The sequence below is a fragment of the Streptomyces sp. NPDC053750 genome, from assembly GCF_044544295.1.
Taxonomy (GTDB): Bacteria; Actinomycetota; Actinomycetes; order Streptomycetales; family Streptomycetaceae; genus Streptomyces.
Genome location: NZ_JBITXB010000001.1, coordinates 1 through 22,634 on the forward strand (window position 1 = coordinate 1; position 22,634 = coordinate 22,634).

Sequence of the window (22,634 nt, forward strand, 5' to 3'; positions counted from 1 at the left end):
AAACGCCCGGTTACATTCCGAACCCGGAAGCTAAGCCTTTCAGCGCCGATGGTACTGCAGGGGGGACCCTGTGGGAGAGTAGGACGCCGCCGAACAAATATTGCGAGAAAACCCCGCACCGTCACGGTGCGGGGTTTTCTGCGTTGTCGGGGGTCTTCCGTGAGGGCGGGGTCGTTACTGACCCGGTCCGCTTCCTTTTTACAGGCGCCCTGCCGCCTTCAGCTCGAGGTATGCGTCGGCCAGCGCCGGGGCCAGTTCGTCAGGGGTTGCGTCGACGATCGTCACGCCATGCCGACGGAGTTGGTCCGCGGTGCGTTGGCGCTCCGTCTGGGCCTGTGCGGCGGATGCGGCCTTGTAGACGCTCTCGGTGTTACCGCGGGCCTTGGCCATCCGGGCAACGTGCGGGTCGGCCACGGATGCCAGCAGAACCGTGTGGCGCTGAGTCAGCTGTGGCAGTACGGGAAGCAGGCCTTCCTCGATGGGGGCCGCGTCGAGTGTCGTGAACAGCACGAGCAGGGAGCGGCGAGGGGCCGACCGCAGGGTGGTGGCGGTGAGGCCGCGTGCGTCGGTCTCCACGAGTTCCGGTTCCAGGGTGGCCATCGCGTTGACCAGGGACGGGAGCACGTCGCCGGCCGTGCGGCCCTGTACCAGGGCGCGCACCCGGCGGTCGTAGGCGAGAAGGTCGACGCGGTCGCCGGCGCGGGAAGCCAGCGCCGCCAGGAGCAGGGCGGCGTCCATGGAGGCGTCGAGGCGAGGGGCGTCTCCCACGCGGCCGGCCGAGGTGCGGCCCGTGTCCAGGACGAGCAGGAGGTGCCGGTCGCGTTCGGGACGCCAGGTGCGTACGGCGACGGTGGACTGGCGGGCTGTCGCGCGCCAGTCGATGGACCGGGTGTCGTCGCCGGGCACGTACTCCCGCAGGCTGTCGAACTCCGTACCCTCCCCGCGGGTGAGGACGCTGGTGCGGCCGTCGAGTTCGCGGAGGCGGGACAGCTTGGAGGGCAGGTGCTTGCGGCTGGTGAACGGGGGCAGGACGCGTACCGTCCAGGGAACCTTGTGGGAGCCCTGGCGGGTGAAGAGGCCCAGGGGGCCGTACGAGCGGATCGTGACGCGGTCCGCCTGGCGGTCGCCCCGGCGGGTGGGCCGTAGGCGGGTGGTCACGCGTCGGCGTTCGCCGGCGGGCACGGTCGTGCGGTGGCGGGAGGCCGCCGTCTCGGTTCCGGGCTGCCAGCTGCTGGGCGTCCAGGCGTCGCGGAGTTGGGCGCGGAGCGGGCGATTCGACGGGTTGCTGATCGTCAGCGTGACGTCGGCGGCGTCGCCCAGGCGTGTGGAGGTGTCGCCGGAGCGGGTCAGGCGCAGACGTCGTACCGGGGCGGCCAGGGCGAAGTCGCAGGCGCAGGCGGCGGCCAACGGGGCGTTGACCGCGAGGATGCCTGTCCAGCTGGGGTCCCAGATGCCGATGGGTACCGATCCCAGGGCCGCGAGGAGTGCGGCGCGTCCGGTGAAGGCCATCAGCGGGGGACGGGGACGTGGGCGAGGACCGCGTTGATCACTGAGTCCGTGGTGACGCCCTCCATCTCGGCCTCCGGGCGGAGCTGGACACGGTGGCGCAGGGTGGGGAGGGCCAGGGCCTTCACGTCGTCGGGGGTGACGTAGTCGCGGCCCGTGAGCCAGGCCCATGCGCGAGAGGCCGAGAGCAGTGCCGTGGCTCCGCGTGGGGAGACGCCGAGGGTGAGGGACGGCGACTCGCGGGTCGCCCGGCAGATGTCGACGACGTAGGCGGTGATTTCGGGGGAGATGGTCGTCTTGGCCACTTCGGCGCGGGCCGCCTCCAGGTCGGCGGCGTTCGCCACGGGGCGTACGCCGGCGGCGCGCAGGTCGCGCGGATTGAAGCCGGCGGCGTGGCGGGTGAGGACGTCGATCTCGTCCTTGCGGGTGGGGAGGGGGACGGTGAGTTTGAGGAGGAAGCGGTCCAGCTGGGCTTCCGGGAGGGGGTAGGTGCCCTCGTACTCGACCGGGTTCTGGGTGGCTGCGACCAGGAAGGGCTCGGGGAGCGGTCGGGGGGTGCCGTCGACCGTGACCTGGCGTTCCTCCATGGCTTCGAGGAGGGACGACTGGGTCTTCGGGGGCGTGCGGTTGATCTCGTCGGCGAGCAGCAGGTTGGTGAAGGCCGGGCCGGGCTGGAAGGAGAACTCGGCGGTGCGGGCGTCGTAGACCAAGGAGCCGGTGACGTCGCTCGGCATCAGGTCGGGGGTGAACTGGACGCGCTTGGTGTCGAGCTCCGTGGCGGCGGCGAGGGCGCGGACGAGGAGGGTCTTGGCGACTCCGGGGACGCCTTCGAGGAGGACGTGGCCGCGGCAGAGGAGTGCTACGACGAGACCGGTCACGGCGGCGTCCTGGCCGACCACGGCCTTGGCGATCTCGGCGCGCAGGGCCTCCAGGGCGGCGCGGGCGTTGCCCGGGGCCCCGGTCCGCCCGGCGTTGTCAGTGGTCGGGTCCATCATGGACGGCGTACCTCTCTTTCGAGGGCGTCGAGTTGGTCGGCGAGGGCGATGAGTGCCGCGTCGTCGCTGGGTGGCGGGCCGTAGAGGAGGGGGTGCAGGGACTGTCCGACGCCGTGTGCGCCGTGGAGGTGGGCGGACAGGGCGGGGAGCAGGGACTCGGGCGTGTGTGCCCGGGTGACGGGGATGCCTACGAGGGGGGCGAGGCGGGTGCGGGTGGCGGAGCGAAGAGCGGTGGCCGCGCGGTCGCGGGCGTTCGCCTTTCGGTAGAGGCGGGCGCGGCCTTCGACGGTTTCGGAGGCGCGGATCGCCACGGGGAGTCTTTCGTGTACCAGGGGGCCGAGTCGGCGTGCCCGCCACAGGGCTGCGAGGGCTGCGGCGACGAAGAGCTGCAGGGTGCCCCAGAGCCAGCCGGAGGGGAGCAGGTCGAAGAAGCTGCGTTCGTCGTCCGGGGCGGTGGTGTCGGACAGGGAGGGGAGGTACCAGACGAGATGGGTGCGGGAGCCGAGGAGTTGCAGGGCGAGCGAGGCGTTGCCGTGCTCGGCGAGGTGGTTGTTGTAGAGGATGTCGGGCGCGCCGAGGACGACGGTGTCTCCGGGGGCGGTCTCCTGGGTCGTGTCCCCGGGCGGTTCCGGGACGCGCAGCAGGGTGGCCAGGCGCTGACTGGGGTAGCAGGCGTCGGCTTCGGTGTGGCCGCTGCTGTAGCGGATGCCGCCGGTGTCTGCGGTGCCGGCGCGTCGGGCGGCGGGCAGGTCGCATTCCGGGGCCAGTGTCGAGTCGAAGCTGAGTGCGGGGTCCGCGGTGACGCCGGGTACGAGTCGTTCGACCGCGGGGCCGCCGGGTGCCACGAGGACCGTGCGGCCACCGGAGCCGGTGGTCGCGGAGCGCAGTTGTGTCTGTTGGCGTTCGGTCAGTCGGTCGGGGACGGCGACCAGCAGGGTGGTGTCCGGACCGGTCGCGGCGCGTGCTTCGTCCAGGGTGGTGACCACGCGGGTGGACACGCCCCGGTCGGCGAGGAGTTCGGCGACGGCCCGGCTGCCGTAGGGGTCGGCGGAGCGCGGGTCGAGTTCGCCGTGGCGGGCGTCGGAGCGTACGACGGCGATCGCGACGGCGCCGACGAGCAGCAGGACGAGCGCGAGCGTGATGCCCCGTGTGCGTGTCCACACCTGGCGGGCGGTGGGCGAGACCGAGGTGGTGGGGAGCGTGGCCTCGGTGGTCATCCGGTGGCTCCCCGGTCGATGTTCCGGTCCCCGCCGGCGGCGGTGCCGGCCGCCAGTTGCGGTTTGCTGCGTTCCAGGTCGTGGTCGAGTTCGGTGAGGCGGCGGTACGACTGCTCGGTGCCGGGGCGGCCGCCGTACGTGACGTCGTCGAAGTCCCGGGCCGCGGCGCGCAGGCGGTCACCGTGGGCGGGCAGGGCGCGGCCGGCTTCGGCTGCCGCCTCGTCGGCGGTGCGGCCGGGGCGGATGTCGAGGAGGGCGCGTTCCTCCAGGGCGCGGACGACGGCTCGCATGCGTTCCTGGACGGCCTGGTTCCAGTGGCCTTGGGCGGCGTGTGCCTGGGCGGCGGCACGGTGGTCGGCGGCGCTGCGGGGGCGGTCGTCGAACAGGGCGGGGGCCGAGACCGCCTGGCGGCGCGGGGTGCCCAGGCGCCACCAGAGGGCGCCCAGTGCGGCCAGGACGGCCACGATGACGACGATCAGGCCCAGCGTCCCTCCCGGGGTCACGGTGGACGCGGTGCTGAAGAGGTCCTCGACCCAGTCCCAGAAGGCGTTCAGGGCTTGCTGGAACCAGCTGGGGTCGTTCTCGTGGTACATGCGCTTGGACAGCTCGCGCCGCGCGGCCTCCCGCGCGGGGTCGCGTGGGATCGTCACCGGTGGTTCGTCGCCGGAGCGCGACAGCGCCAGTACGGAGGTGTCGCCGGCGCGTGATGCGGTGCGTGACAGCGCCTCCGTGAGAACTCCCCCCGCCGGGCTCACCGCATCAGCTCCCCGGGGTGGTGCCGGGGGCGCCGGAGTCGTGGAGGCCGGCGGCACGGGCCAGTTCGAGGTCGAGGGCCTCGCGGCGGATGCGCCGGTCGATGTACAGGAGCACGGTGACGCCGGCCGTGATCGGGAAGGTGATCATGGAGCCGATCACCGAACCGATGCCGCTGATCACGAGGAACGTCCAGCCGAGGTCGCCGCCCTCGAGGAGGCCGCTGACGCCGTTGCCGTCGAGGGCCGCGGCGAGGAAGGCGAAGGGGAGGACGATGATCGACGCCACGACGTTCGCGATGACCGCCGCGAGCAGCTGGATGCCGAAGACCCGCCACCAGGAACCGCGGACCAGCTTGATGGAGCGGCCCATCGCCTTCTTGATGCCCTGCTTCTCCAGCATCAGAGCGGGGGACGCCAGCGAGAAGCGGACCATGAGCCAGATCGCGACGACGGCGGCCGCCATGAAGCCGAGGACGGTCAGGGCGACGCCCGCCTCGCCGCCCGCTGTGGCCGTGACGAGGAGACCGGGCACCATGCCGGCCAGGAGGATGCCGGTGACGATGAGCAGCAGCAGGACGATCAGGCCGAACAGCTTCGCCACCTGAGGGCGGGCGTCGCGCCAGGCCTCGCCGGTGGTCACCGGCCTGCCGAGGACGGCGCGGCTGGTGACGGTCGTCAGCAGGGCGGTGGCCAGGACGGTGCCGATCAGGGAGATCAGGAAGATGACGCCCGAGTTGATCGTGGTGTCGGTCAGGGCGTCGCCGAGTTCGCTGAGGGTGGCGTCGGGGTCGTCGAGGGCCTCGGTGCTGGTGTTGTCCAGGACCAGGCCCTGGAGCAGTACGACGACGATCTCCGTGACGATCGCGACGGTGAGGCAGATGCTGAGGACCGTGCGCCAGTAGGTGCGCATGGTGGAGACCGCGCCGTCGAGGATCTCGCCGACGCCGAGCGGGCGGAGCGGGATCACGCCGGGCTTGGCCGCGGGCGGCGGGCCTCCCCAGCCGCCTCCCCAGCCGCTGGGGCCACCGGGGGCGCCGTAGCCGCCGGGGCCTCCGCCCTGGCCGCCGTAGCCACCCGGGCCGCCGGGACCGCCGTAGCCGCCGCCGGGGTGGCCGGGGGGCGGGGTGCCCCAGCCCTGGTGGGGCGGTGGGGGAGGCGGGGCCTGGCCGGGGCCGGTGGGGGCGGACCACTGGCCGGGGGGCGGCTGCTCCTTGGACCACTTCGTGCCGGGGCTCGTCGGTTCCGCGCCCGGCTGGTCCGCGGGCTGGTCGGGGCCGGGGCGGTCGGCGGGCTCGGCGGGGCCGGACGCGCCGGGCTCCCGCCCGTCGGACGGGGCGGATCCGGGCGAGGCCCAGCCCGGAGTGTCGTTCATCGTCGCTCCTTCACGGTGCCCGTCCGCGGTCGCGGCGGCAGGTTGGCAGCCATCGTGCCATGGGGTGGTCGGGTGCGGACCGGGCGCGGTATGGGCTGTGCACCTTCAATTGTCCGTCGGGCAGGGGGCAGACTGACCGCATGGCTGATCAGTACGCGCAAAGCGGCGAGGACAAGCGGCCGACCGAGATCCCGGCCCTTCGCTGGGAGGAACCGCCGGAGGGTCCGGTGCTGGTCCTGCTGGATCAGACCCGGCTGCCGGCCGAGGAGGTCGAGCTGGTCTGCACGGACGCGTCCGTGCTCGTGGAGGCGATCCGTTCGCTCGCCGTGCGCGGGGCGCCTCTGCTCGGCATCGCGGGCGCCTACGGCGTCGCGCTCGCCGCCGTCCGGGGCTTCGAGGTGGCGGAGGCCGCGGCCGCGCTGGCGGGCGCCCGCCCCACCGCGGTGAACCTCGCCGTCGGGGTGCGCCGGGCGCAGGCCGCTCACCAGGAGGCGCTCGCCAGGACCGGCGACACCCGGCAGGCCGCCGCGGCCGCGCTGGCCGCGGCGCGGGCGCTGCACCGGGAGGACGCCGAGGCCAGCGCCCGGATGGCGGCGCACGGGCTGGCGCTGCTGGACGAGCTGCTGCCCGGCGGCGGGCACCGCGTGCTCACGCACTGCAACACCGGTTCGCTGGTGTCGGGCGGTGAGGGCACCGCCTTTGCAGTGGCGCTCGCGGCGCACCGGGAGGGTCGGCTGCGCCGCCTGTGGGTGGACGAAACGCGTCCTTTGCTGCAAGGTGCTCGCCTGACGGCATACGAGGCGGCCCGTAACGACATGGCGTACACCCTGCTCACCGACAACGCGGCCGGTTCGCTGTTCGCGGCGGGTGAGGTGGACGCGGTGCTGATCGGGGCGGACCGCATCGCGGCCGACGGTTCGGTGGCGAACAAGGTGGGGAGCTATCCGCTCGCGGTGCTCGCGCGGTACCACCATGTGCCGTTCATCGTGGTGGCGCCGGTTTCGACGCTGGATCCGGACACGCCGGACGGGGAGTCCATCGAGATCGAACAGCGCCCCGGATATGAAGTGACCGAGGTCACAGCACCTCAGGTGCCGGTGACGGGAGCGGGAGGCGGGATTCCGGTGGCACCCCTGGGGACCCAGGCGTACAACCCGGCGTTCGACGTGACCCCGCCCGAGCTGGTGACGGCGATCGTCACCGAGGAGGGCGCGGTTTCGCCCGTGACCGCCGAGGCTCTCGCGGAGCTGTGTGCCAGGTCACGCCAGGTAACGATTAGCTAATGGGATGATGTCGTTTATGAAGGGACGAGTCCTTGTCGTCGACGACGACACCGCACTGGCCGAGATGCTCGGCATTGTGCTGCGTGGTGAGGGTTTTGAGCCATCTTTCGTAGCCGACGGCGACAAGGCGCTGGCCGCCTTCCGGGAGACCAAGCCCGATCTTGTACTGCTCGACCTGATGCTGCCCGGCCGGGACGGCATCGAGGTGTGCCGCCTGATCAGGGCGGAGTCGGGTGTGCCGATCGTGATGCTGACGGCGAAGAGTGACACCGTCGACGTCGTGGTCGGTCTGGAGTCGGGTGCCGACGACTACATCGTGAAGCCGTTCAAGCCGAAGGAGCTGGTGGCCCGCATCCGGGCGCGGCTCCGGAGGTCGGAGGAGCCGGCGCCGGAGCAGCTCGCCATAGGCGACCTGGTCATCGACGTGGCCGGTCACTCCGTGAAGCGGGAGGGGCAGTCGATCGCACTGACGCCGCTGGAGTTCGACCTGCTGGTGGCGCTGGCCCGCAAGCCGTGGCAGGTGTTCACGCGTGAGGTGCTCCTGGAGCAGGTCTGGGGCTACCGGCACGCGGCCGACACCCGGCTGGTCAACGTGCATGTGCAGCGGCTGCGTTCCAAGGTGGAGAAGGACCCGGAGAAGCCGGAGATCGTGGTGACCGTCCGCGGCGTCGGTTACAAGGCCGGGCCGAGCTGACATGAGCAGGGACAGTGCCGCTTCGGCGCCCGGCCGGTCCGGGGCCCGCGCCGGACGGCCTGTCGGCCACACGCCCGCGGGTTCGCGTTTCAGTCGCCTGCTGGAGGGCGGGCTGCTGCACGGCGGTGTGCAGGGCAGCCCGGTGCTCCGTCTGTTCATGCGCTGGGTGCGTCGTCCGCTGCTGCCGGTGATGCGGCTGTGGCGGCGCAACATCCAGCTCAAGGTCGTCGTCACCACGCTGCTGATGTCGCTGGGCGTGGTCCTGCTGCTCGGCTTCGTGGTGATCGGGCAGGTTCGCAACGGGCTGCTGGACGCCAAGGTGAAGGCGTCGCAGAGTCAGGCCACCGGCGGGTTCGCGGCGGCCAAGCAGAAGGCCGAGGAGGCGGCGAGCGCCGCCGGTGACGACAGCACTCCGGCGGACGGCCGTACCTCGCAGAACGTCATCCAGTGGATGAGTGAACTGGTCAAGTCGCTCTCCAGCGGCGGCCAGGGCGCCTTCGACGTGGTCACGCTCCCCATGGGCGGGGACAGCGGCAGTGGGCGTGGCCCGCGCGCCTCCGGCCTGGTCGACTGGTCGGTCAGCGTCCCCGAGAACCTGCGTGAGCGCATCGACGGCGACACGGCCGCGGCCCAGAGCTACACCCGCATCGTCTACAACTCCGATCAGGCCTCCCAGCCCGGGCTGGTGATCGGCAAGCAGGTCAACGACCCGAACGGCGAGCCGTACCAGCTGTACTACCTCTTCCCGCTCACGCAGGAGGAGAAGTCCCTCAGCCTGGTCAGGGGCACGCTGGCGACGGCCGGGCTCTTCGTCGTCGTCCTTCTCGGGGCCATCGCGTGGCTCGTGGTGCGCCAGGTCGTCACACCGGTGCGGATGGCGGCGAGCATCGCGGAGCGGCTGTCCGCCGGACGGCTGCAGGAGCGCATGAAGGTCACCGGGGAGGACGACATCGCGCGGCTCGGCGAGGCCTTCAACAAGATGGCGCAGAACCTCCAGCTGAAGATCAGCCAGTTGGAGGACCTGTCGCGGATGCAGCGGCGGTTCGTCTCCGACGTGTCGCACGAACTGCGGACGCCGCTGACGACCGTGCGGATGGCCGCCGACGTCATCCATGACGCGCGCGTGGAGTTCGATCCCGTGACCGCGCGGTCGGCCGAGCTGCTCGCCGACCAGCTGGACCGGTTCGAGACGCTGCTCGCGGACCTGCTGGAGATCAGCCGCTTCGACGCGGGCGCCGCGGCGCTGGAGGCGGAGCCGATAGACCTCAGGGAGGTCGTACGGCGGGTCGTCAGCGGGGCCGAGCCGCTCGCCGAGCGCAAGGGCACGCAGATTCGTGTCACGGGCGACCAGCAGCCCGTCGTCGCCGAGGCGGACACCCGGCGCGTGGAGCGGGTGCTGCGCAACCTCGTCGTCAACGCCGTCGAGCACGGCGAGGGCCGGGACGTGGTCGTCAAGCTCGCCGCGGCCGGCGGCGCGGTCGCCGTCGCGGTGCGCGACTACGGTGTGGGGCTGAAGCCGGGTGAGGCGACCCGGGTCTTCAGCCGCTTCTGGCGGGCCGACCCGGCACGCGCGCGTACCACCGGTGGTACGGGGCTGGGGCTGTCGATCGCCCTGGAGGACGCGCGGCTGCACGGGGGCTGGCTGCAGGCCTGGGGTGAGCCGGGAGGCGGCTCGCAGTTCCGGCTGACCCTGCCCAGGACCGCGGACGAGCCGCTGCGGGGCTCGCCGATACCGCTGGAGCCGGCGGACTCGCGGCGCAACCGCGGGCTGGGCGACGCGGGTCTCGGCGACCCGGGCAGGACCGAGGCGGGCAGCAACGACGCCGGTGTGCCACACGGTGCGGGCAAGGCCGTCACCGTCCCGGCGCAGGCGACGGTCGGTCAGGCGCCCCCGGCGTCCGGCCGTGGTCCGATACCCCCGCGGTCGGCCCATGTGGCTCCCACGGCCGACCCGACGGCACTGCCCGGCAACGGCGCTCGCGTGGTGCCGCGTCCGGTGTCGGGCGCCCGGAGACAGGACGGCAGCCCCGCGTCGGAGGCGGCGAGCCGCCCGGACGCCGGGCCGGACGACTCGAGCAGGCAAGGGGAGGCATCTCGTGGGCGCTGACCGCGAGGGGAGCGGTCGGCGCGGGCCGGCACGCGTGGGGGCGTACGCCGTCTGCGGCGTCGTACTGCTGGCGGGGTGTGCGTCCATGCCTGACAGCGGGGACCTGCGGGGTGTGGAATCCACGCCGCGGCAGGACCCGCAGGTGCGGGTGTTCGCGATGCCGCCGCAGGAGGACGACCCGCCCACCGACATCGTGCAGGGCTTTCTCGAGGCGCTGACCAGCGACGAGCCCCACTACGAGACGGCGCGCAAGTATCTGACCGGTGAGGCCGCGAAGAACTGGCGGCCGGGGGAGTCCACGACGGTGCTCGCGGGCGGGGCGGGAACCGAGACCGACCACTCCGGAAGCCGCGAGGAGGCCAACGACTACTCGGTCACCCTGACCGGTACGAAAGTGGCCACGGTGGACGCGCAGCAGTCCTACTCGCCCGCCGACGGTCCGTACCGCGAGTCGGTGCACCTCACCCGCGACGACAAGAGCGGACAGTGGCGCATCGACGTGCTGCCGCAGGGTGTCGTGATGGGCAAGTCGGACTTCCAGCGCAACTACATGTCGGTCAACCGGTACTACTTCGCCTCGGACGCCGCGGTGCAGGCCGAGGCCGGCACGAGCCCGCAGCCTGCGGCCGTCGCCGATCCGGTGTACGTGCGCCGGCGCGTGGATCCCATGACCCAGGTGGTGCGTTCCCTGATCAGCGGGCCGACGAGCCTGCTCCGTCCCGTGGTGACGTCGAGCTTCCCGGCCGGTACGGCGCTGGCGAAGAACGCCGGCGCGCTGACGCCCGACGACCACAACAAGCTGACCGTGCCGTTGAACGACAAGGCGGCCGGGGCCGGCGAGGACCAGTGCGACGAGATGGCGGCGCAGCTTCTGTTCACGCTGCAGAACCTCACGCAGGCGGTGGAGGAGGTCGAGCTGCGCTCGGGCGGTGAGCGACTGTGCTCGCTCACCGAGGACCGGGCCGATACGGTGGCGACGCGCGGCTCGGCTCAGCGGCCCGACTACCTGTACTTCGTCGACGACAGGCACCGCGTGGTGCGGATCGCGTCGGGCAGCAACGGCACCCGGCCGGAGCCGGTCCCCGGAGCGCTCGGTGAGGGCGCGACGGCCCTGCGGTCGGTGGCGGTGTCGCGGGACGAGCACAGCGCGGCCGGGATCGGTCTCGACAGCAAGTCGCTGTACGTCGGTTCGCTGGTCTCGGGCGGGTCGCTGGGCGACCCCGTGCTGGTGAGCAAGGGCAAGACGGAGGCCAACCGGCTGACAGCGCCCAGCTGGGACGCGCAGGGCGACCTGTGGATCGCCGACCGTGACCCGGACGATCCCCGGTTGCTGCTGCTGAAGGGGGGCGCGGGAGAGCCGGTGGAGGTGCGGACCCCGGGGCTGGACGGGCGGGTCCAGGCCGTGCGGGTGGCCGCCGACGGGGTGCGGATCGCGCTCATCGTGGAGAAGGACGGCAAACGCTCGCTGCTCATCGGACGGATCCAGAGGGTCGACCGGGCCGACCGGGCCGGCGAGACCCCCGCCGTCACCGTCCTCGAGTTGCGTTCCGCGACCCCCGAGCTGGAGGAGGTCACGGCCATGTCCTGGGCCGGTGACAGCCGGCTCGTGGTGGTCGGGCGCGAGCGCGGGGGCGTCCAGCAGATCGGGTACGTCCAGGTCGACGGCTCCACGCCGGAGGCGTCGGTGCCCGCTGCCCTGACCGGGGTGAAGGAGATCGCCGCGACCGAGGACGAGCGGCTGCCGCTGGTGGCGTACTCGGAGAACCTGATCGTCCGGCTGCCGTCCGGGCTGCAGTGGCAGAAGGTGACGGAGGGGACGGCGCCGGTCTATCCGGGGTGAGGCGGCCGGCCCGGCATGTCCGAACTCCGGTGCGTGCGGCTGTTCCCGTACGGGGCGTTCACTCGTGTGGGGGATGCGCGGTGTTCGTTTCTCGGCGTTTTCCACAGGGAGCCGACGGAGCTGTTCCCAAGGTTTTCCACAGGGCTGGTCGAGCCGGGCCGGGGTCGGCACAGTGGTGGCCATGCGGGGATGGTGGCGGGACCTGAGCGACCTGGTGATGCCGGGCGAGTGCGGAGGCTGCGGCAGGGCACGCACGGTGCTGTGCCCTCGGTGCCGTACGGCGCTGAGCGGGGCGGCGCCGGGCCGGGTGCGGCCGGTGCCGGAGCCGTCCGGGCTGCCGGTGGTGCACGCGGCCGCCCGGTACGCGGACGAGGTGCGGGCCGTACTGCTGGCCCACAAGGAGCGGGGCGTACTGGCCCTCACGGCACCGCTCGGCGTGGCGCTGGCGGGGGCGGTGCGGACAGGGCTGCGGGGGGTGCGCACGGGCACCGGTGACGCGGGGGCCGTGCGGGTGCGGGGCCCGGTGCTGCTCGTGCCCGTGCCCTCCGCGCGCAGGGCGGTGCGCATGCGGGGGCACGACCCGGCACGGCGGATCGCCCTCGCGGCCGCGGGTGAGCTGCGGCGGACCGGGACGCCCGCCCGGGTGCTGGCCGTGCTGCGGCAGCGGCACACCGTGGCCGACCAGTCGGGGCTGGGCGCCCGGGAGCGGCTGGACAATCTCGACGGCGCCCTGACGGTGGTCCCCGGTGGTGGGCGGCTGCTGTGCCGTGGTGGGCCGGTCGTCCTCGTCGACGACCTCATGACGACGGGGGCTTCGCTGACAGAGGCCGCGCGTGCGGTTCGGGCCGGCGCGGATGAGCGGTGGGCGGGAGCGGCCACGTATGGGACGGCGAAATCGGCTGTGTATCCGTCGGCGTCGGGGGAAGGCAGAGAGGAACGGAGGGCCGGGCCCCGAATGGCGGGCCCGAGCGGAGGCGGTGACGTGATCCGTGAAGTGATCTGCGCGGCGGTGGTGGCGTCCACACCGGATTCCTTCGAAATAAACCGGAACTGACTGAGAACGCGCATCGTTGCAGGTAATGAGAGAGTCAATTCACCGGAACGGAGGTACGCGGCGGTAGAGGGTGACGACATCCGTCCGGGCGAGATATGTTCGGTTGTGAGGCAAAGCCGCAGGCCACACCTCTCTAATCCGAATGCTGTGCTGCGGGTTTCACCGTCATCACCCGCACTGGTGGAGTGGAGATCTCGTTCGCGGGGGAGGAGGTGGAAGTCACCGAGTCCGCGGTTCCGGGAGAGACCGGAACCTGGTGCAAAGGGAGATGCTCCGCCGACGAAGCGGAGCGATCCGGGAACGGAGTTCTGCGTGGACATCGTCGTCAAGGGCCGCAAGACCGAGGTGCCCGAGCGGTTCCGGAAGCACGTGGCCGAGAAGCTGAAGCTGGAGAAGATCCAGAAGCTCGATGGCAAGGTGATCAGCCTCGACGTCGAGGTGTCCAAGGAGCCGAACCCCCGGCAGGCCGACCGCTGTGACCGAGTGGAGATCACGCTCCGCTCCCGCGGTCCGGTGATCCGGGCGGAGGCGGCGGCGAGCGACCCGTATGCGGCGCTCGACCTGGCAGCGGAGAAGCTCGGTGCCCGGCTGCGCAAGCAGCACGACAAGCGCTTCTCGCGCCGTGGTGCGCGCCGGATCACGGCCGCCGAGGTCGCCGACCACGTCCCCGGCGCGGCGACGCTCAACGGGAACGGCGAGGTCGTCCCGCAGGAGAAGCAGGACGGCGTACCCACCAAGAAGATCGGCTCGCTGGAGGTCCAGGGCGACGGCCCGCTCGTCGTCCGGGAGAAGACCCACGTGGCCGCACCCATGTCCCTCGACCAGGCGCTCTACGAGATGGAGCTGGTCGGGCACGACTTCTATCTGTTCGTCGACTCCGAGACCAAGGAGCCCAGCGTCGTCTACCGGCGGCACGCCTACGACTACGGCGTGATCCACCTCACCACGGACACGATGGTCACCCAGGCGCACGCTCCCGAGGCGGGCGATGCGCTCGGCGGCTGACCGAGCCGGGTGACAGCGGAACCGGTGCCCCTGGAGCGCGTGTGCGCCCCCAGGGGCACCGGCGTGCGACGGTGCGCGAGGGTGTGCGACCCCTTCGTGGCCCGCTGGTCACCCCGGTGTCGGCCGGGCATGGAATCATGGCCGCAACGGCCCAACCGGTGGGTCGTTGCTCTGGGTTGGCGATGGCTCAGGACCTCGGGCCACAGCCTTCAGGGGGAGGAACGATGGCGGACAGTTTCGGACCGATGCGGGGCGGACACGTCGGCGACGGGATCGACGACGGTGTCGCCGGCATGGGCCCGGACGCCGGGTCGGCACGCGAGGAGCCGATCAGGGTCCTGGTCGTGGATGATCACGCCCTGTTCCGCCGCGGTCTGGAGATCGTGCTCGCGGCCGAGGAGGACATCCAGGTCGTCGGGGAGGCCGGTGACGGCGCCGAGGCCGTGGAGAAGGCCGCAGACCTGCTGCCGGACATCGTGCTGATGGACGTGCGGATGCCCAAGCGGGGCGGGATCGAGGCCTGCACCTCCATCAAGGAGGTGGCACCCAGCGCGAAGATCATCATGTTGACGATCAGCGACGAGGAGGCCGACCTCTACGACGCGATCAAGGCGGGCGCGACCGGTTATCTCCTCAAGGAGATCTCGACGGACGAGGTGGCCACCGCCATTCGCGCGGTGGCCGACGGGCAGTCGCAGATCAGTCCGTCGATGGCGTCGAAACTGCTCACCGAGTTCAAGTCGATGATCCAGCGGACCGACGAACGCCGCCTGGTGCCCGCGCCGCGGCTGACGGATCGCGAGCTGGAGGTCCTCAAGCTCGTTGCCACGGGAATGAACAACCGGGACATCGCCAAGGAACTGTTCATTTCCGAGAACACCGTGAAGAACCACGTGCGCAACATCCTGGAGAAACTGCAGCTGCACTCCAGGATGGAGGCCGTGGTGTACGCGATGCGGGAGAAGATTCTCGAGATCCGCTGACGGCGGACGCGCGACAGTCGGCGCGGTTCAGGCGAGCAGGCGGGCCAGCTCGTTGGTGAGGGGCTCGCGCAGGTCCGGTGCGTCGACCCGCTCGACGCGCACGTCCGTGCAGTCCACCCAGCCCGCCGCCTCGACCAGGGCCTGGGCCACCGCCGGGGCCGCCTTGGGTCCGTCCAGGGTGACCTGTTTGGCGACCAGGGTGCGCCCCTCACGGGCCGGGTCCACACGGCCGACGAGACGGCCGCCGGCGAGGACCGGCATCGCGAAGTAGCCGTGCACCCGCTTCTGTCTGGGCACGTAGGCCTCCAGGCGGTGGGTGAAGCCGAAGATCCGTTCCGTGCGCGCACGCTCCCAGATCAGGGAGTCGAAGGGCGACAGCAGCGTCGTGCGGTGACGGCCGCGCGGGGGTGTCTCCAGGGCCGCGGGGTCCGCCCAGGCCGGCCGGCCCCAGCCCTCCACCGTGACCGGGACCAGACCCGAGTCGGCGATCACGGCGTCGACCTGCTCGCCCTTGAGGCGGTGGTAGTCCGCGATGTCCGCGCGTGTGCCGACGCCCAGGGACTGACCCGCCAGGCGGACCAGGCGGCGCAGGCACTCGGTGTCGTCCAGCTCGTCGTGCAGCAGCGCGGCCGGGACCGCGCGCTCGGCCAGGTCGTACACCCGCTTCCAGCCGCGGCGCTCGACGCAGACCACCTCGCCGTACATGAGTGCCCGCTCGACGGCGACCTTCGTGCCCGACCAGTCCCACCACTCGCTGGTCCTCTTCGCGCCGCCGAGGTCGGTGGCGGTGAGGGGGCCCTCGGTGCGGAGCTGCTTGACGACCTGGTCGTAGGTGCCGTCGGGGAGGTGGTGGTTCCAGTGCGGGCGGTTGCGGTAGGCGCGGCGGCGGAAGGCGAAGTGGGGCCACTCCTCGATGGGGAGGATGCAGGCGGCGTGGGACCAGTACTCGAAGGCGTGCGTGTCCTGCCAGTAGGCGTTCTCGACCGTCTTTCGGCCCACCGCGCCCAGGCGGGCGTACGGGATGAGTTCGTGGGAGCGGGCGAGGACGGAGATGGTGTCGAGCTGCACCGCGCCCAGGTGACGGAGGACGCCGCGGACGCCTGCGCGGCGGTCGGGGGCGCCGAGGAAGCCCTGGGCGCGGAGGGTGAGGCGGCGGGCCTCGTCTGCGGACAGGTCCGTGGAGGGGGGCGGGAGGGTCGTCATGCGTTTGCACGATAGGGGGTGGGTCTGACAGCGGGTGCGGGTGCGGGTGCGGGGTAGGGCCGGTGGGCCGGGGTGTGCCGGTGCGCGGCGTGGGGGTTGGGCGGGGGCGGGGCGCGCTGCCCGGCGCCGGCGGGGTGCCGCTGCGCCCACCCGTGCCGCCCCAGCGGCACGACTGCCCGCAGCTACGCGGCACGACTGCCCGCAGCTACGCGGCACGACTGCCCGCAGCTCGGGCGGCGCGACTGCCCGTCGTCAAGGGGCCGGCAGGTATGGGGACGTCGGGGGGAGGGAGAGGTCTGAGGGGAGGAGGGAGGCGATCCAGCAGTCGCGGCGTGTGCCCTTGTTGTTGATCGCGGAGCGCAAGGTGCCCTCCATGGTGAAGCCGGCGCGTTGGGCCACCGCGCGGGAGGCCGTGTTGCCGACCTCGGCACGCCACTCCATGCGGTCGACCGCCCGATGGGTGAAGGCCCAGTGGGAGACGGCGACGGCGGCCTCGGTGACGTAGCCGTGGCCGCGGTGCTCCTTGGTGCCCCAGAAGCCGATCTCGCCGACGCCCGGCGAGATCATCGTGACGCCGAGCATGCCTGCCAGTTCTCCGGTGGGAAGGAAGATGCCGAAGTTGAACGTCGAGTCGTTCGCCCAGCCGTCGGGAACCATCTGCTCCGTGAAGCTCCGCGCGTGCTCCGGCAGGTAGGGCGAGGGGATCGTCGTCCAGCGCTGGATGTCGGGATCCTGCGCGGCGGCGTACACGGCCTCGGTGTCCTGGGCGCCGACCGGGCGCAGGACGAGGCGGTCGGTGGTCAGCGTGATGGGTTCCATCGGCCGATTCTGCGCGGCGGTCCGAGGCGGCCGCCATTCTTTTGCCGTGCGGGGTGCCGCGCCGGAGCAGTGCGTGAACGGGCGGTCACTTTTCGCGCAATTCTTCGGCAGGGGCGGCACCATCCGCCGCGCCCGGACGTTGAACCGGATGACAGCAGAACAAAAGCAGGATGACGGCGCACACGGTCCCCGTACGGCAGGCCTCCCGGGGCGGCGGGGTCCTCGCATACGATGGCCGTTGCTCAGTCAGTCACAGGAAACCGACCGTCCCAGGCCCGACCGGCAAGGAGACCAACCCCCGTGTCCGTCCTCTCGAAGATCATGCGTGCAGGCGAAGGCAAGATCCTGCGCAAGCTGCACCGCATCGCGGACCAGGTCAACTCCATCGAAGAGGACTTCGTCGACCTCTCCGACGCCGAGCTGAGGGCCCTCACCGATGAGTACAAGCAGCGGTACGCCGACGGTGAGAGCCTGGACGACCTGCTGCCCGAAGCCTTCGCCACGGTCCGCGAGGCCGCCAAGCGCGTCCTGGGCCAGCGGCACTACGACGTGCAGATCATGGGCGGCGCGGCCCTGCACATGGGCTACGTCGCCGAGATGAAGACCGGTGAGGGCAAGACCCTCGTCGGCACCCTTCCCGCCTACCTCAACGCCCTGTCCGGCGAGGGCGTGCACATCGTCACGGTCAACGACTACCTGGCCGAGCGCGACTCCGAGATGATGGGCCGCGTCCACAAGTTCCTCGGTCTGACCGTCGGTTGCATCCTGGCCAACCAGACGCCGGCCCAGCGCCGAGAGATGTACGGCTGCGACATCACCTACGGCACGAACAACGAGTTCGGCTTCGACTACCTGCGCGACAACATGGCCTGGTCCAAGGACGAGCTCGTCCAGCGCGGCCACAACTTCGCCATCGTCGACGAGGTCGACTCCATCCTGGTCGACGAGGCCCGTACGCCGCTGATCATCTCCGGCCCGGCCGACCAGGCCACCAAGTGGTACGGCGACTTCGCCAAGCTGGTCACCCGCCTGAAGAAGGGCGAGGCGGGCAACACCCTCAAGGGCATCGAGGAGACCGGCGACTACGAGGTCGACGAGAAGAAGCGCACCGTCGCCATCCACGAGTCCGGCGTCGCCAAGGTCGAGGACTGGCTGGGCATCGACAACCTCTACGAGTCGGTGAACACCCCGCTGGTCGGCTACCTGAACAACGCCATCAAGGCCAAGGAACTCTTCAAGAAGGACAAGGACTACGTCGTCATCGACGGCGAAGTCATGATCGTCGACGAACACACCGGCCGTATCCTCGCCGGCCGCCGCTACAACGAGGGCATGCACCAGGCGATCGAGGCGAAGGAAGGGGTGGACATCAAGGACGAGAACCAGACGCTCGCCACGATCACCCTGCAGAACTTCTTCCGCCTCTACAAGCGCCACGACCACAGCGGCAAGGAACAGCCCGGACTGTCCGGCATGACCGGTACGGCGATGACCGAGGCCGCCGAGTTCCACCAGATCTACAAGCTCGGCGTGGTGCCCATCCCGACCAACCGGCCGATGATCCGCAAGGACCAGTCGGACCTGATCTACCGCACCGAGGTCGCGAAGTTCGAGGCGGTCGTCGACGACATCGAGGAGAAGCACGGCAAGGGGCAGCCGATCCTCGTCGGCACCACCTCGGTCGAGAAGTCCGAGTACCTCTCGCAGCAGCTCAGCAAGCGCGGCGTCCAGCACGAGGTGCTCAACGCGAAGCAGCACGACCGGGAGGCGACGATCGTCGCCCAGGCCGGCCGCAAGGGCTCGGTCACGGTGGCCACCAACATGGCCGGCCGTGGTACGGACATCAAGCTCGGCGGAAACCCCGAGGACCTCGCCGAGGCGGAGCTGCGCCAGCGCGGCCTCGACCCGGAGGAGCACATCGAGGAGTGGGCCGCGGCCCTGCCCGCCGCGCTGGAACGGGCCGAGCAGGCGGTCAAGGCCGAGAAGGAAGAGGTCGAGAAGCTCGGCGGCCTCTACGTGCTGGGCACCGAGCGGCACGAGTCGCGCCGGATCGACAACCAGCTGCGCGGTCGTTCCGGTCGCCAGGGCGACCCCGGTGAGTCCCGTTTCTACCTCTCCCTGGGCGACGACCTGATGCGGTTGTTCAAGGCCCAGATGGTCGAGCGCGTGATGTCGATGGCGAACGTCCCCGACGACGTGCCGATCGAGAACAAGATGGTCACGCGCGCGATCGCGTCCGCCCAGTCGCAGGTCGAGACGCAGAACTTCGAGACCCGTAAGAACGTCCTGAAGTACGACGAGGTCCTCAACCGGCAGCGCGAGGTCATCTACGGCGAGCGTCGCCGCGTTCTGGAGGGCGAGGACCTGCAGGAGCAGATCCAGCACTTCATGAACGACACGATCGACGCGTACGTGCAGGCAGAGACCGCCGAGGGCTTCCCGGAGGACTGGGACCTCGACCGTCTGTGGGGCGCCTTCAAGCAGCTCTACCCGGTGAAGGTCACCGTCGAGGAGCTGGAGGAGGCGGCCGGCGACCGGGCCGGGCTGACCGCCGAGTACATCGGTGAGTCCATCAAGGACGACATCCAGGAGCAGTACGAGGCGCGTGAGACGCAGCTCGGCTCCGAGATCATGCGTGAGCTGGAGCGCCGGGTCGTGCTCTCGGTCCTGGACCGCAAGTGGCGCGAGCACCTGTACGAGATGGACTACCTCCAGGAGGGCATCGGCCTGCGCGCGATGGCGCAGAAGGACCCCCTGGTGGAGTACCAGCGCGAGGGCTTCGACATGTTCCAGGCCATGATGGAGGGCATCAAGGAGGAGTCCGTCGGCTATCTGTTCAACCTGGAGGTCCAGGTCGAGCAGCAGGTCGAGGAGGTGCCGGTCGAGGCCGCCGCGCCGTCGCTGGAGAAGGGCCCCCAGGACGCGGTGCCGGCCCAGGCGAGTGCCGCCCGCCCGGAGATCCGGGCCAAGGGACTCGACGCCCCGCAGCGCCGGGACCTGCACTTCTCCGCGCCGACCGTGGACGGTGAGGGCGGTGTCGTCGAGGGCGACTTCACCACCGACGGGGAGCCCGCACAGGCCCAGTCCGACGGGCTCACCCGCGCGGAGCGCCGCAAGCAGGCCAAGGGCGGTCGACGCCGCAAGAAGTAGTGACGGTGCGGTGCCTGCGGGCGCCGCAGTGGTGGGAAGGGCCGGTCGCCCCAGGGGGCGACCGGCCCTTCCGTCTGTCTCAGTCGTCGGCGGTGTGCGGCCTGCGGGGCCCGCCCAGTTCCACCGCCGTGCAGCGCCAGCGCAGGTCCCGGCCCTGCTCCAGGCGGAAGGCCATGGCGCGCAGCTGGTCACCCGCGCCGATGCGGGCGAATACCTCCAGCGCGCCCGGGCGGGGCTCGAAGTAGCCGATGTCGCGGACGACGGGGTGGGTGCCGCGGGTACGCAGGGGGCCGCGTTCGGCGAGGTGGGCCAGCTCGTCGTAGGCCCGGCCGGCGGTGTGCCGGAGCATCGAGTGGACGGGGCGCCGGCCGCTGAGCACGCCGAGGAGGAGCTCGGCGAAACGGTCGGTGGGGCGCAGTTGCGGAACGGGGCGGCGGGGGGCCTGGGTGGGGACGAGAGGCGCTGCGGGGGCCGGGACGGACCGCCGGTGGGTGGCCGGTGCGTTCGGGGCCGGGACGCGGACGTCTGCCGCCGCGCGGAAACCCGTCACGGCAGCCGGTGTGTCCGGGCCCGCCGCGGAGGCGCCGGGTGCCGCGCGACGCGAGCCCGTCGCGGTGGCGCGGCCCGGACCGGCCGTGGGCGGGCGAGTGTCCGCCGGCCTCGTACGGGTCCGCGGGGACCGTCCCGGCGAGCCCGGCGGACGGCCACCGGGCGCACCGGCTCGCGCGACGCCGCTTCCCCCGGGCCTGCGTGGCGGCACGCCGCCGGGGGTGCGGGACGGGCCGTCGGCGGGGGTGCGCAGCGCGGTGAGGCCCGGCGGGCGGGACGTGGGGGAGCCGGTGCCGGCGGGCGGTGCCGTGGCGAGCGGTGCCGGTCCGTCCGTACGGTCCTTGCGGTGGACGCCGGCGGAGGTGTGCAGGGGTGTGCCGCCCGGGTGTGACGTGGCGTCCGTCGGGGTGAGTGCGGCGGGGGTGGCTGGGGTGTGGGGGATCGGGCGGAGCTGGGTCCGGGTCATGACCTTGCGCATGGAGGGGTCCCCGTTCGGCGGCCCGGGTGATACCGGGCAGTAACTTCATGGTCGGGGATCTTGTACGGGGCGGTGGGCCGGGAGGGCAAGGAGGAGGGCGGCCGGGTCGGGAGGGCGTGGAGGTTCACCTATCAGAGTGGCCGGGGTGGTCGAAAAGCCCGGCGCGGAGCGGGTGACCCGGGTGAATTCCGGGGCCGTGGGTGGACGTGTTCGGCACCGTGGGTGGGGACCCGAAAGGGGACACCGCACGTATCCTGAAGGCCCTTCAGACTCCCCGGAGTCCCCGACCACGAAAGCGGCAGTCTCATGCGCGTCTACGTCCCCCTGACCCTTTCCGGCCTCGCCGAGGCACACAGGACGGGCACGCTGGGGACCGGACCGCTCGCCGCCTACGCCGTGACGCCGGCGCTGCGCGAGTGGTACGTCTCGGACGACATCGAGGAGCTGGAGTACGCCGCCCTGAACCGGGCCGCGCTGGCCTCGCTGCGGCTGCTGGCGGCCGATGACGGCGCGCCGCGGCGCCGGGTCGTGGTCGCCGCCGACGTCCCTGACGGCACCGTCCAGGCCGACCCGGACCGGGGGGCGGAGCCGGTGGCGCCGGGCGAGGTGCGGGTCGCCGGACCACTGCCCCTGGCCAAGACGGCGGCAGTGCACGTCGACTCCGCGGACGCCGAGAAGGACGTGGCCGCAGCGGCCGAGGCGCTCGCCGCGGCGGACGGTGGGGACGACGACGCCCGGTTCGTCGTGGACGGGGCGGAGGACCACGAGCTGCTCTGGTACGCGACGCAGGAGATCCCGAACCTGGTGGGGGCCGGTGCCTGACGTCCCGCCGACGCGGGCCCGGTCTTGACTGTCAGTGGCGGCGGGTACGTTTTCTGGCATGGGGATGCACACCGGGGCGCACATCGTCTGGGACTGGAACGGGACGCTGTTCCACGACAACGACGCGATCATCGAGGCGACCAACGCGGCCTTCGCCGAGCTGGGACTCACGCCGATCACGCTGGAGCAGTACCGGGCGCTGTACTGCGTGCCGGTGCCGAAGTTCTACGAGCGGCTGCTGGGGCGGCTGCCCACGGATGTCGAGTGGGAGGCCATGGACGGGGCCTTCCACCGCCACTACGCCGAGCACCGGGTGCGGTGCGGGCTCACCGAGGGCGTGACCGAGCTGCTCGCGGGCTGGCGGTCGGCGGGGCGCAGCCAGTCGATTCTCAGCATGTACCACCACGACGAGCTGGTCCCGCTGGTGAAGGGCTTCGGGATCGAGGCGCACTTCATACGCGTCGACGGGCGGACCGGGCCCTCCGGGGGCAGCAAGACCGAGCACATGGTGCGGCACCTGGGGGAGCTGGCGCTGGCCGGTGTGGAGCCGGCTCGCACGGTGGTGATCGGGGATGCCGCCGACGATGCGGTGGCTGCGCGGTACGTGGGGGCGCGGGCGGTGCTCTACACCGGGGGGTCGCACAGTCGGGGGAGTCTTGAGGGGGTTGGGGTGCCGGTGGTGGACACGTTGGGGGAAGCCGTGGCGGAGGCGGAGCGGTTGGCGGCGTGAGCCGGTAGGTGACGTCGGTTGTGTGAGGTCGGCTGTGTGTGGTGCGCGGCGTGGGGGTTGGGCGGGGGTGGG

18 protein-coding genes and 1 rRNA gene are annotated in these 22,634 nt (G+C 71.7%); 11 read left to right on the forward strand and 8 right to left on the reverse strand.

Annotated elements, in window-relative coordinates; all coding sequences use genetic code 11:
- Window positions 1–95: ribosomal RNA gene (gene rrf / locus ACIGO6_RS00005) — 5S ribosomal RNA — on the forward strand; the annotation flags it as partial.
- A 103-nt stretch (window positions 96–198) separates the two neighbouring features.
- Here rrf and ACIGO6_RS00010 read toward each other — a convergent pair.
- From ACIGO6_RS00010 to ACIGO6_RS00030, 5 genes are read right to left on the reverse strand one after another with little or no spacing between them, the layout of a single operon-like run.
- Window positions 199–1,509: a DUF58 domain-containing protein gene (locus ACIGO6_RS00010; RefSeq protein WP_399869389.1), complete on the reverse strand. Its 1,311-nt coding sequence runs from the start codon at window positions 1,507–1,509 to the stop codon at window positions 199–201.
- Window positions 1,509–2,498, reverse strand: a complete 990-nt coding sequence (locus tag ACIGO6_RS00015; protein ID WP_399869391.1) for an AAA family ATPase — start codon at window positions 2,496–2,498, stop codon at window positions 1,509–1,511. The genes ACIGO6_RS00010 and ACIGO6_RS00015 overlap by 1 nt, the downstream gene beginning before the upstream one ends.
- Complete coding sequence (locus tag ACIGO6_RS00020; protein WP_399869393.1) at window positions 2,498–3,718, reverse strand: DUF4350 domain-containing protein; 1,221 nt, start codon at window positions 3,716–3,718, stop codon at window positions 2,498–2,500. Before ACIGO6_RS00020 ends, ACIGO6_RS00015 begins: the two co-directional genes overlap by 1 nt.
- A complete protein-coding gene (locus ACIGO6_RS00025) occupies window positions 3,715–4,473 on the reverse strand; it encodes a DUF4129 domain-containing protein (RefSeq protein WP_399869395.1) in 759 nt (252 codons plus the stop codon). The genes ACIGO6_RS00020 and ACIGO6_RS00025 overlap by 4 nt, the downstream gene beginning before the upstream one ends.
- 4 nt (window positions 4,474–4,477) lie before the next feature.
- Complete coding sequence (locus ACIGO6_RS00030) at window positions 4,478–5,845, reverse strand: glycerophosphoryl diester phosphodiesterase membrane domain-containing protein (protein WP_399869397.1); 1,368 nt, start codon at window positions 5,843–5,845, stop codon at window positions 4,478–4,480.
- 140 nt (window positions 5,846–5,985) lie between these two features.
- Here ACIGO6_RS00030 and mtnA point away from each other — a divergent pair, with 140 nt between their 5' ends.
- The 7 genes from mtnA (at window position 5,986) to ACIGO6_RS00065 (ending at window position 14,811) form a co-directional block, all read left to right on the forward strand.
- A complete protein-coding gene (gene mtnA / locus ACIGO6_RS00035) occupies window positions 5,986–7,128 on the forward strand; it encodes an S-methyl-5-thioribose-1-phosphate isomerase (RefSeq protein ID WP_399869398.1) in 1,143 nt (380 codons plus the stop codon).
- A 4-nt stretch (window positions 7,129–7,132) separates the two neighbouring features.
- On the forward strand, window positions 7,133–7,822 hold the full coding sequence (gene mtrA / locus ACIGO6_RS00040) for a two-component system response regulator MtrA (RefSeq protein ID WP_193776289.1): 690 nt from the start codon (window positions 7,133–7,135) through the stop codon (window positions 7,820–7,822).
- Between the two features lies 1 nt (window position 7,823).
- Window positions 7,824–9,929, forward strand: coding sequence for an MtrAB system histidine kinase MtrB (gene mtrB, locus ACIGO6_RS00045; protein WP_399869400.1), 2,106 nt, complete (start codon window positions 7,824–7,826; stop codon window positions 9,927–9,929).
- Entirely contained in the window at window positions 9,919–11,769 is a 1,851-nt protein-coding gene (locus ACIGO6_RS00050) for an LpqB family beta-propeller domain-containing protein (RefSeq protein WP_399869402.1), read from the forward strand. Before mtrB ends, ACIGO6_RS00050 begins: the two co-directional genes overlap by 11 nt.
- A 181-nt stretch (window positions 11,770–11,950) precedes the next feature.
- The gene (locus ACIGO6_RS00055; protein WP_399869404.1) at window positions 11,951–12,823 is read left to right on the forward strand and encodes a ComF family protein; all 873 of its coding nucleotides are present in this window, start codon (window positions 11,951–11,953) and stop codon (window positions 12,821–12,823) included.
- A 312-nt stretch (window positions 12,824–13,135) separates the two neighbouring features.
- Window positions 13,136–13,828, forward strand: coding sequence for a ribosome hibernation-promoting factor, HPF/YfiA family (gene hpf, locus ACIGO6_RS00060; RefSeq protein ID WP_399869406.1), 693 nt, complete (start codon window positions 13,136–13,138; stop codon window positions 13,826–13,828).
- Window positions 13,829–14,052: 224 nt separating this feature from the next.
- The gene (locus tag ACIGO6_RS00065; protein ID WP_399869407.1) at window positions 14,053–14,811 is read left to right on the forward strand and encodes a response regulator; all 759 of its coding nucleotides are present in this window, start codon (window positions 14,053–14,055) and stop codon (window positions 14,809–14,811) included.
- Between the two features lie 27 nt (window positions 14,812–14,838).
- On the opposite strand, the gene ACIGO6_RS00070 is transcribed toward ACIGO6_RS00065, so the two are convergent.
- Both ACIGO6_RS00070 and ACIGO6_RS00075 read right to left on the reverse strand, forming a co-directional pair.
- Window positions 14,839–16,014 carry a winged helix-turn-helix domain-containing protein gene (locus ACIGO6_RS00070; protein WP_399869409.1) on the reverse strand — a complete coding sequence of 392 codons (1,176 nt, stop codon included), beginning with the start codon at window positions 16,012–16,014 and terminating at the stop codon, window positions 14,839–14,841.
- A gap of 252 nt (window positions 16,015–16,266) precedes the next feature.
- Window positions 16,267–16,833, reverse strand: coding sequence for a GNAT family N-acetyltransferase (locus ACIGO6_RS00075; RefSeq protein WP_399869411.1), 567 nt, complete (start codon window positions 16,831–16,833; stop codon window positions 16,267–16,269).
- A 300-nt stretch (window positions 16,834–17,133) separates the two neighbouring features.
- On the opposite strand from ACIGO6_RS00075, the gene secA reads away from it, so the two are divergent.
- Complete coding sequence (gene secA / locus ACIGO6_RS00080) at window positions 17,134–19,983, forward strand: preprotein translocase subunit SecA (RefSeq protein ID WP_399869414.1); 2,850 nt, start codon at window positions 17,134–17,136, stop codon at window positions 19,981–19,983.
- Window positions 19,984–20,062: 79 nt separating this feature from the next.
- On the opposite strand, the gene ACIGO6_RS00085 is transcribed toward secA, so the two are convergent.
- On the reverse strand, window positions 20,063–21,010 hold the full coding sequence (locus tag ACIGO6_RS00085) for an Rv3235 family protein (protein WP_399869416.1): 948 nt from the start codon (window positions 21,008–21,010) through the stop codon (window positions 20,063–20,065).
- A gap of 306 nt (window positions 21,011–21,316) precedes the next feature.
- Here ACIGO6_RS00085 and ACIGO6_RS00090 point away from each other — a divergent pair, with 306 nt between their 5' ends.
- Together ACIGO6_RS00090 and ACIGO6_RS00095 are read left to right on the forward strand one after the other, a co-directional pair.
- Window positions 21,317–21,832: a DUF6912 family protein gene (locus tag ACIGO6_RS00090; protein ID WP_399869417.1), complete on the forward strand. Its 516-nt coding sequence runs from the start codon at window positions 21,317–21,319 to the stop codon at window positions 21,830–21,832.
- Between the two features lie 58 nt (window positions 21,833–21,890).
- Complete coding sequence (locus ACIGO6_RS00095) at window positions 21,891–22,562, forward strand: HAD family hydrolase (protein WP_399869419.1); 672 nt, start codon at window positions 21,891–21,893, stop codon at window positions 22,560–22,562.
- Window positions 22,563–22,634: the final 72 nt, after the last annotated feature.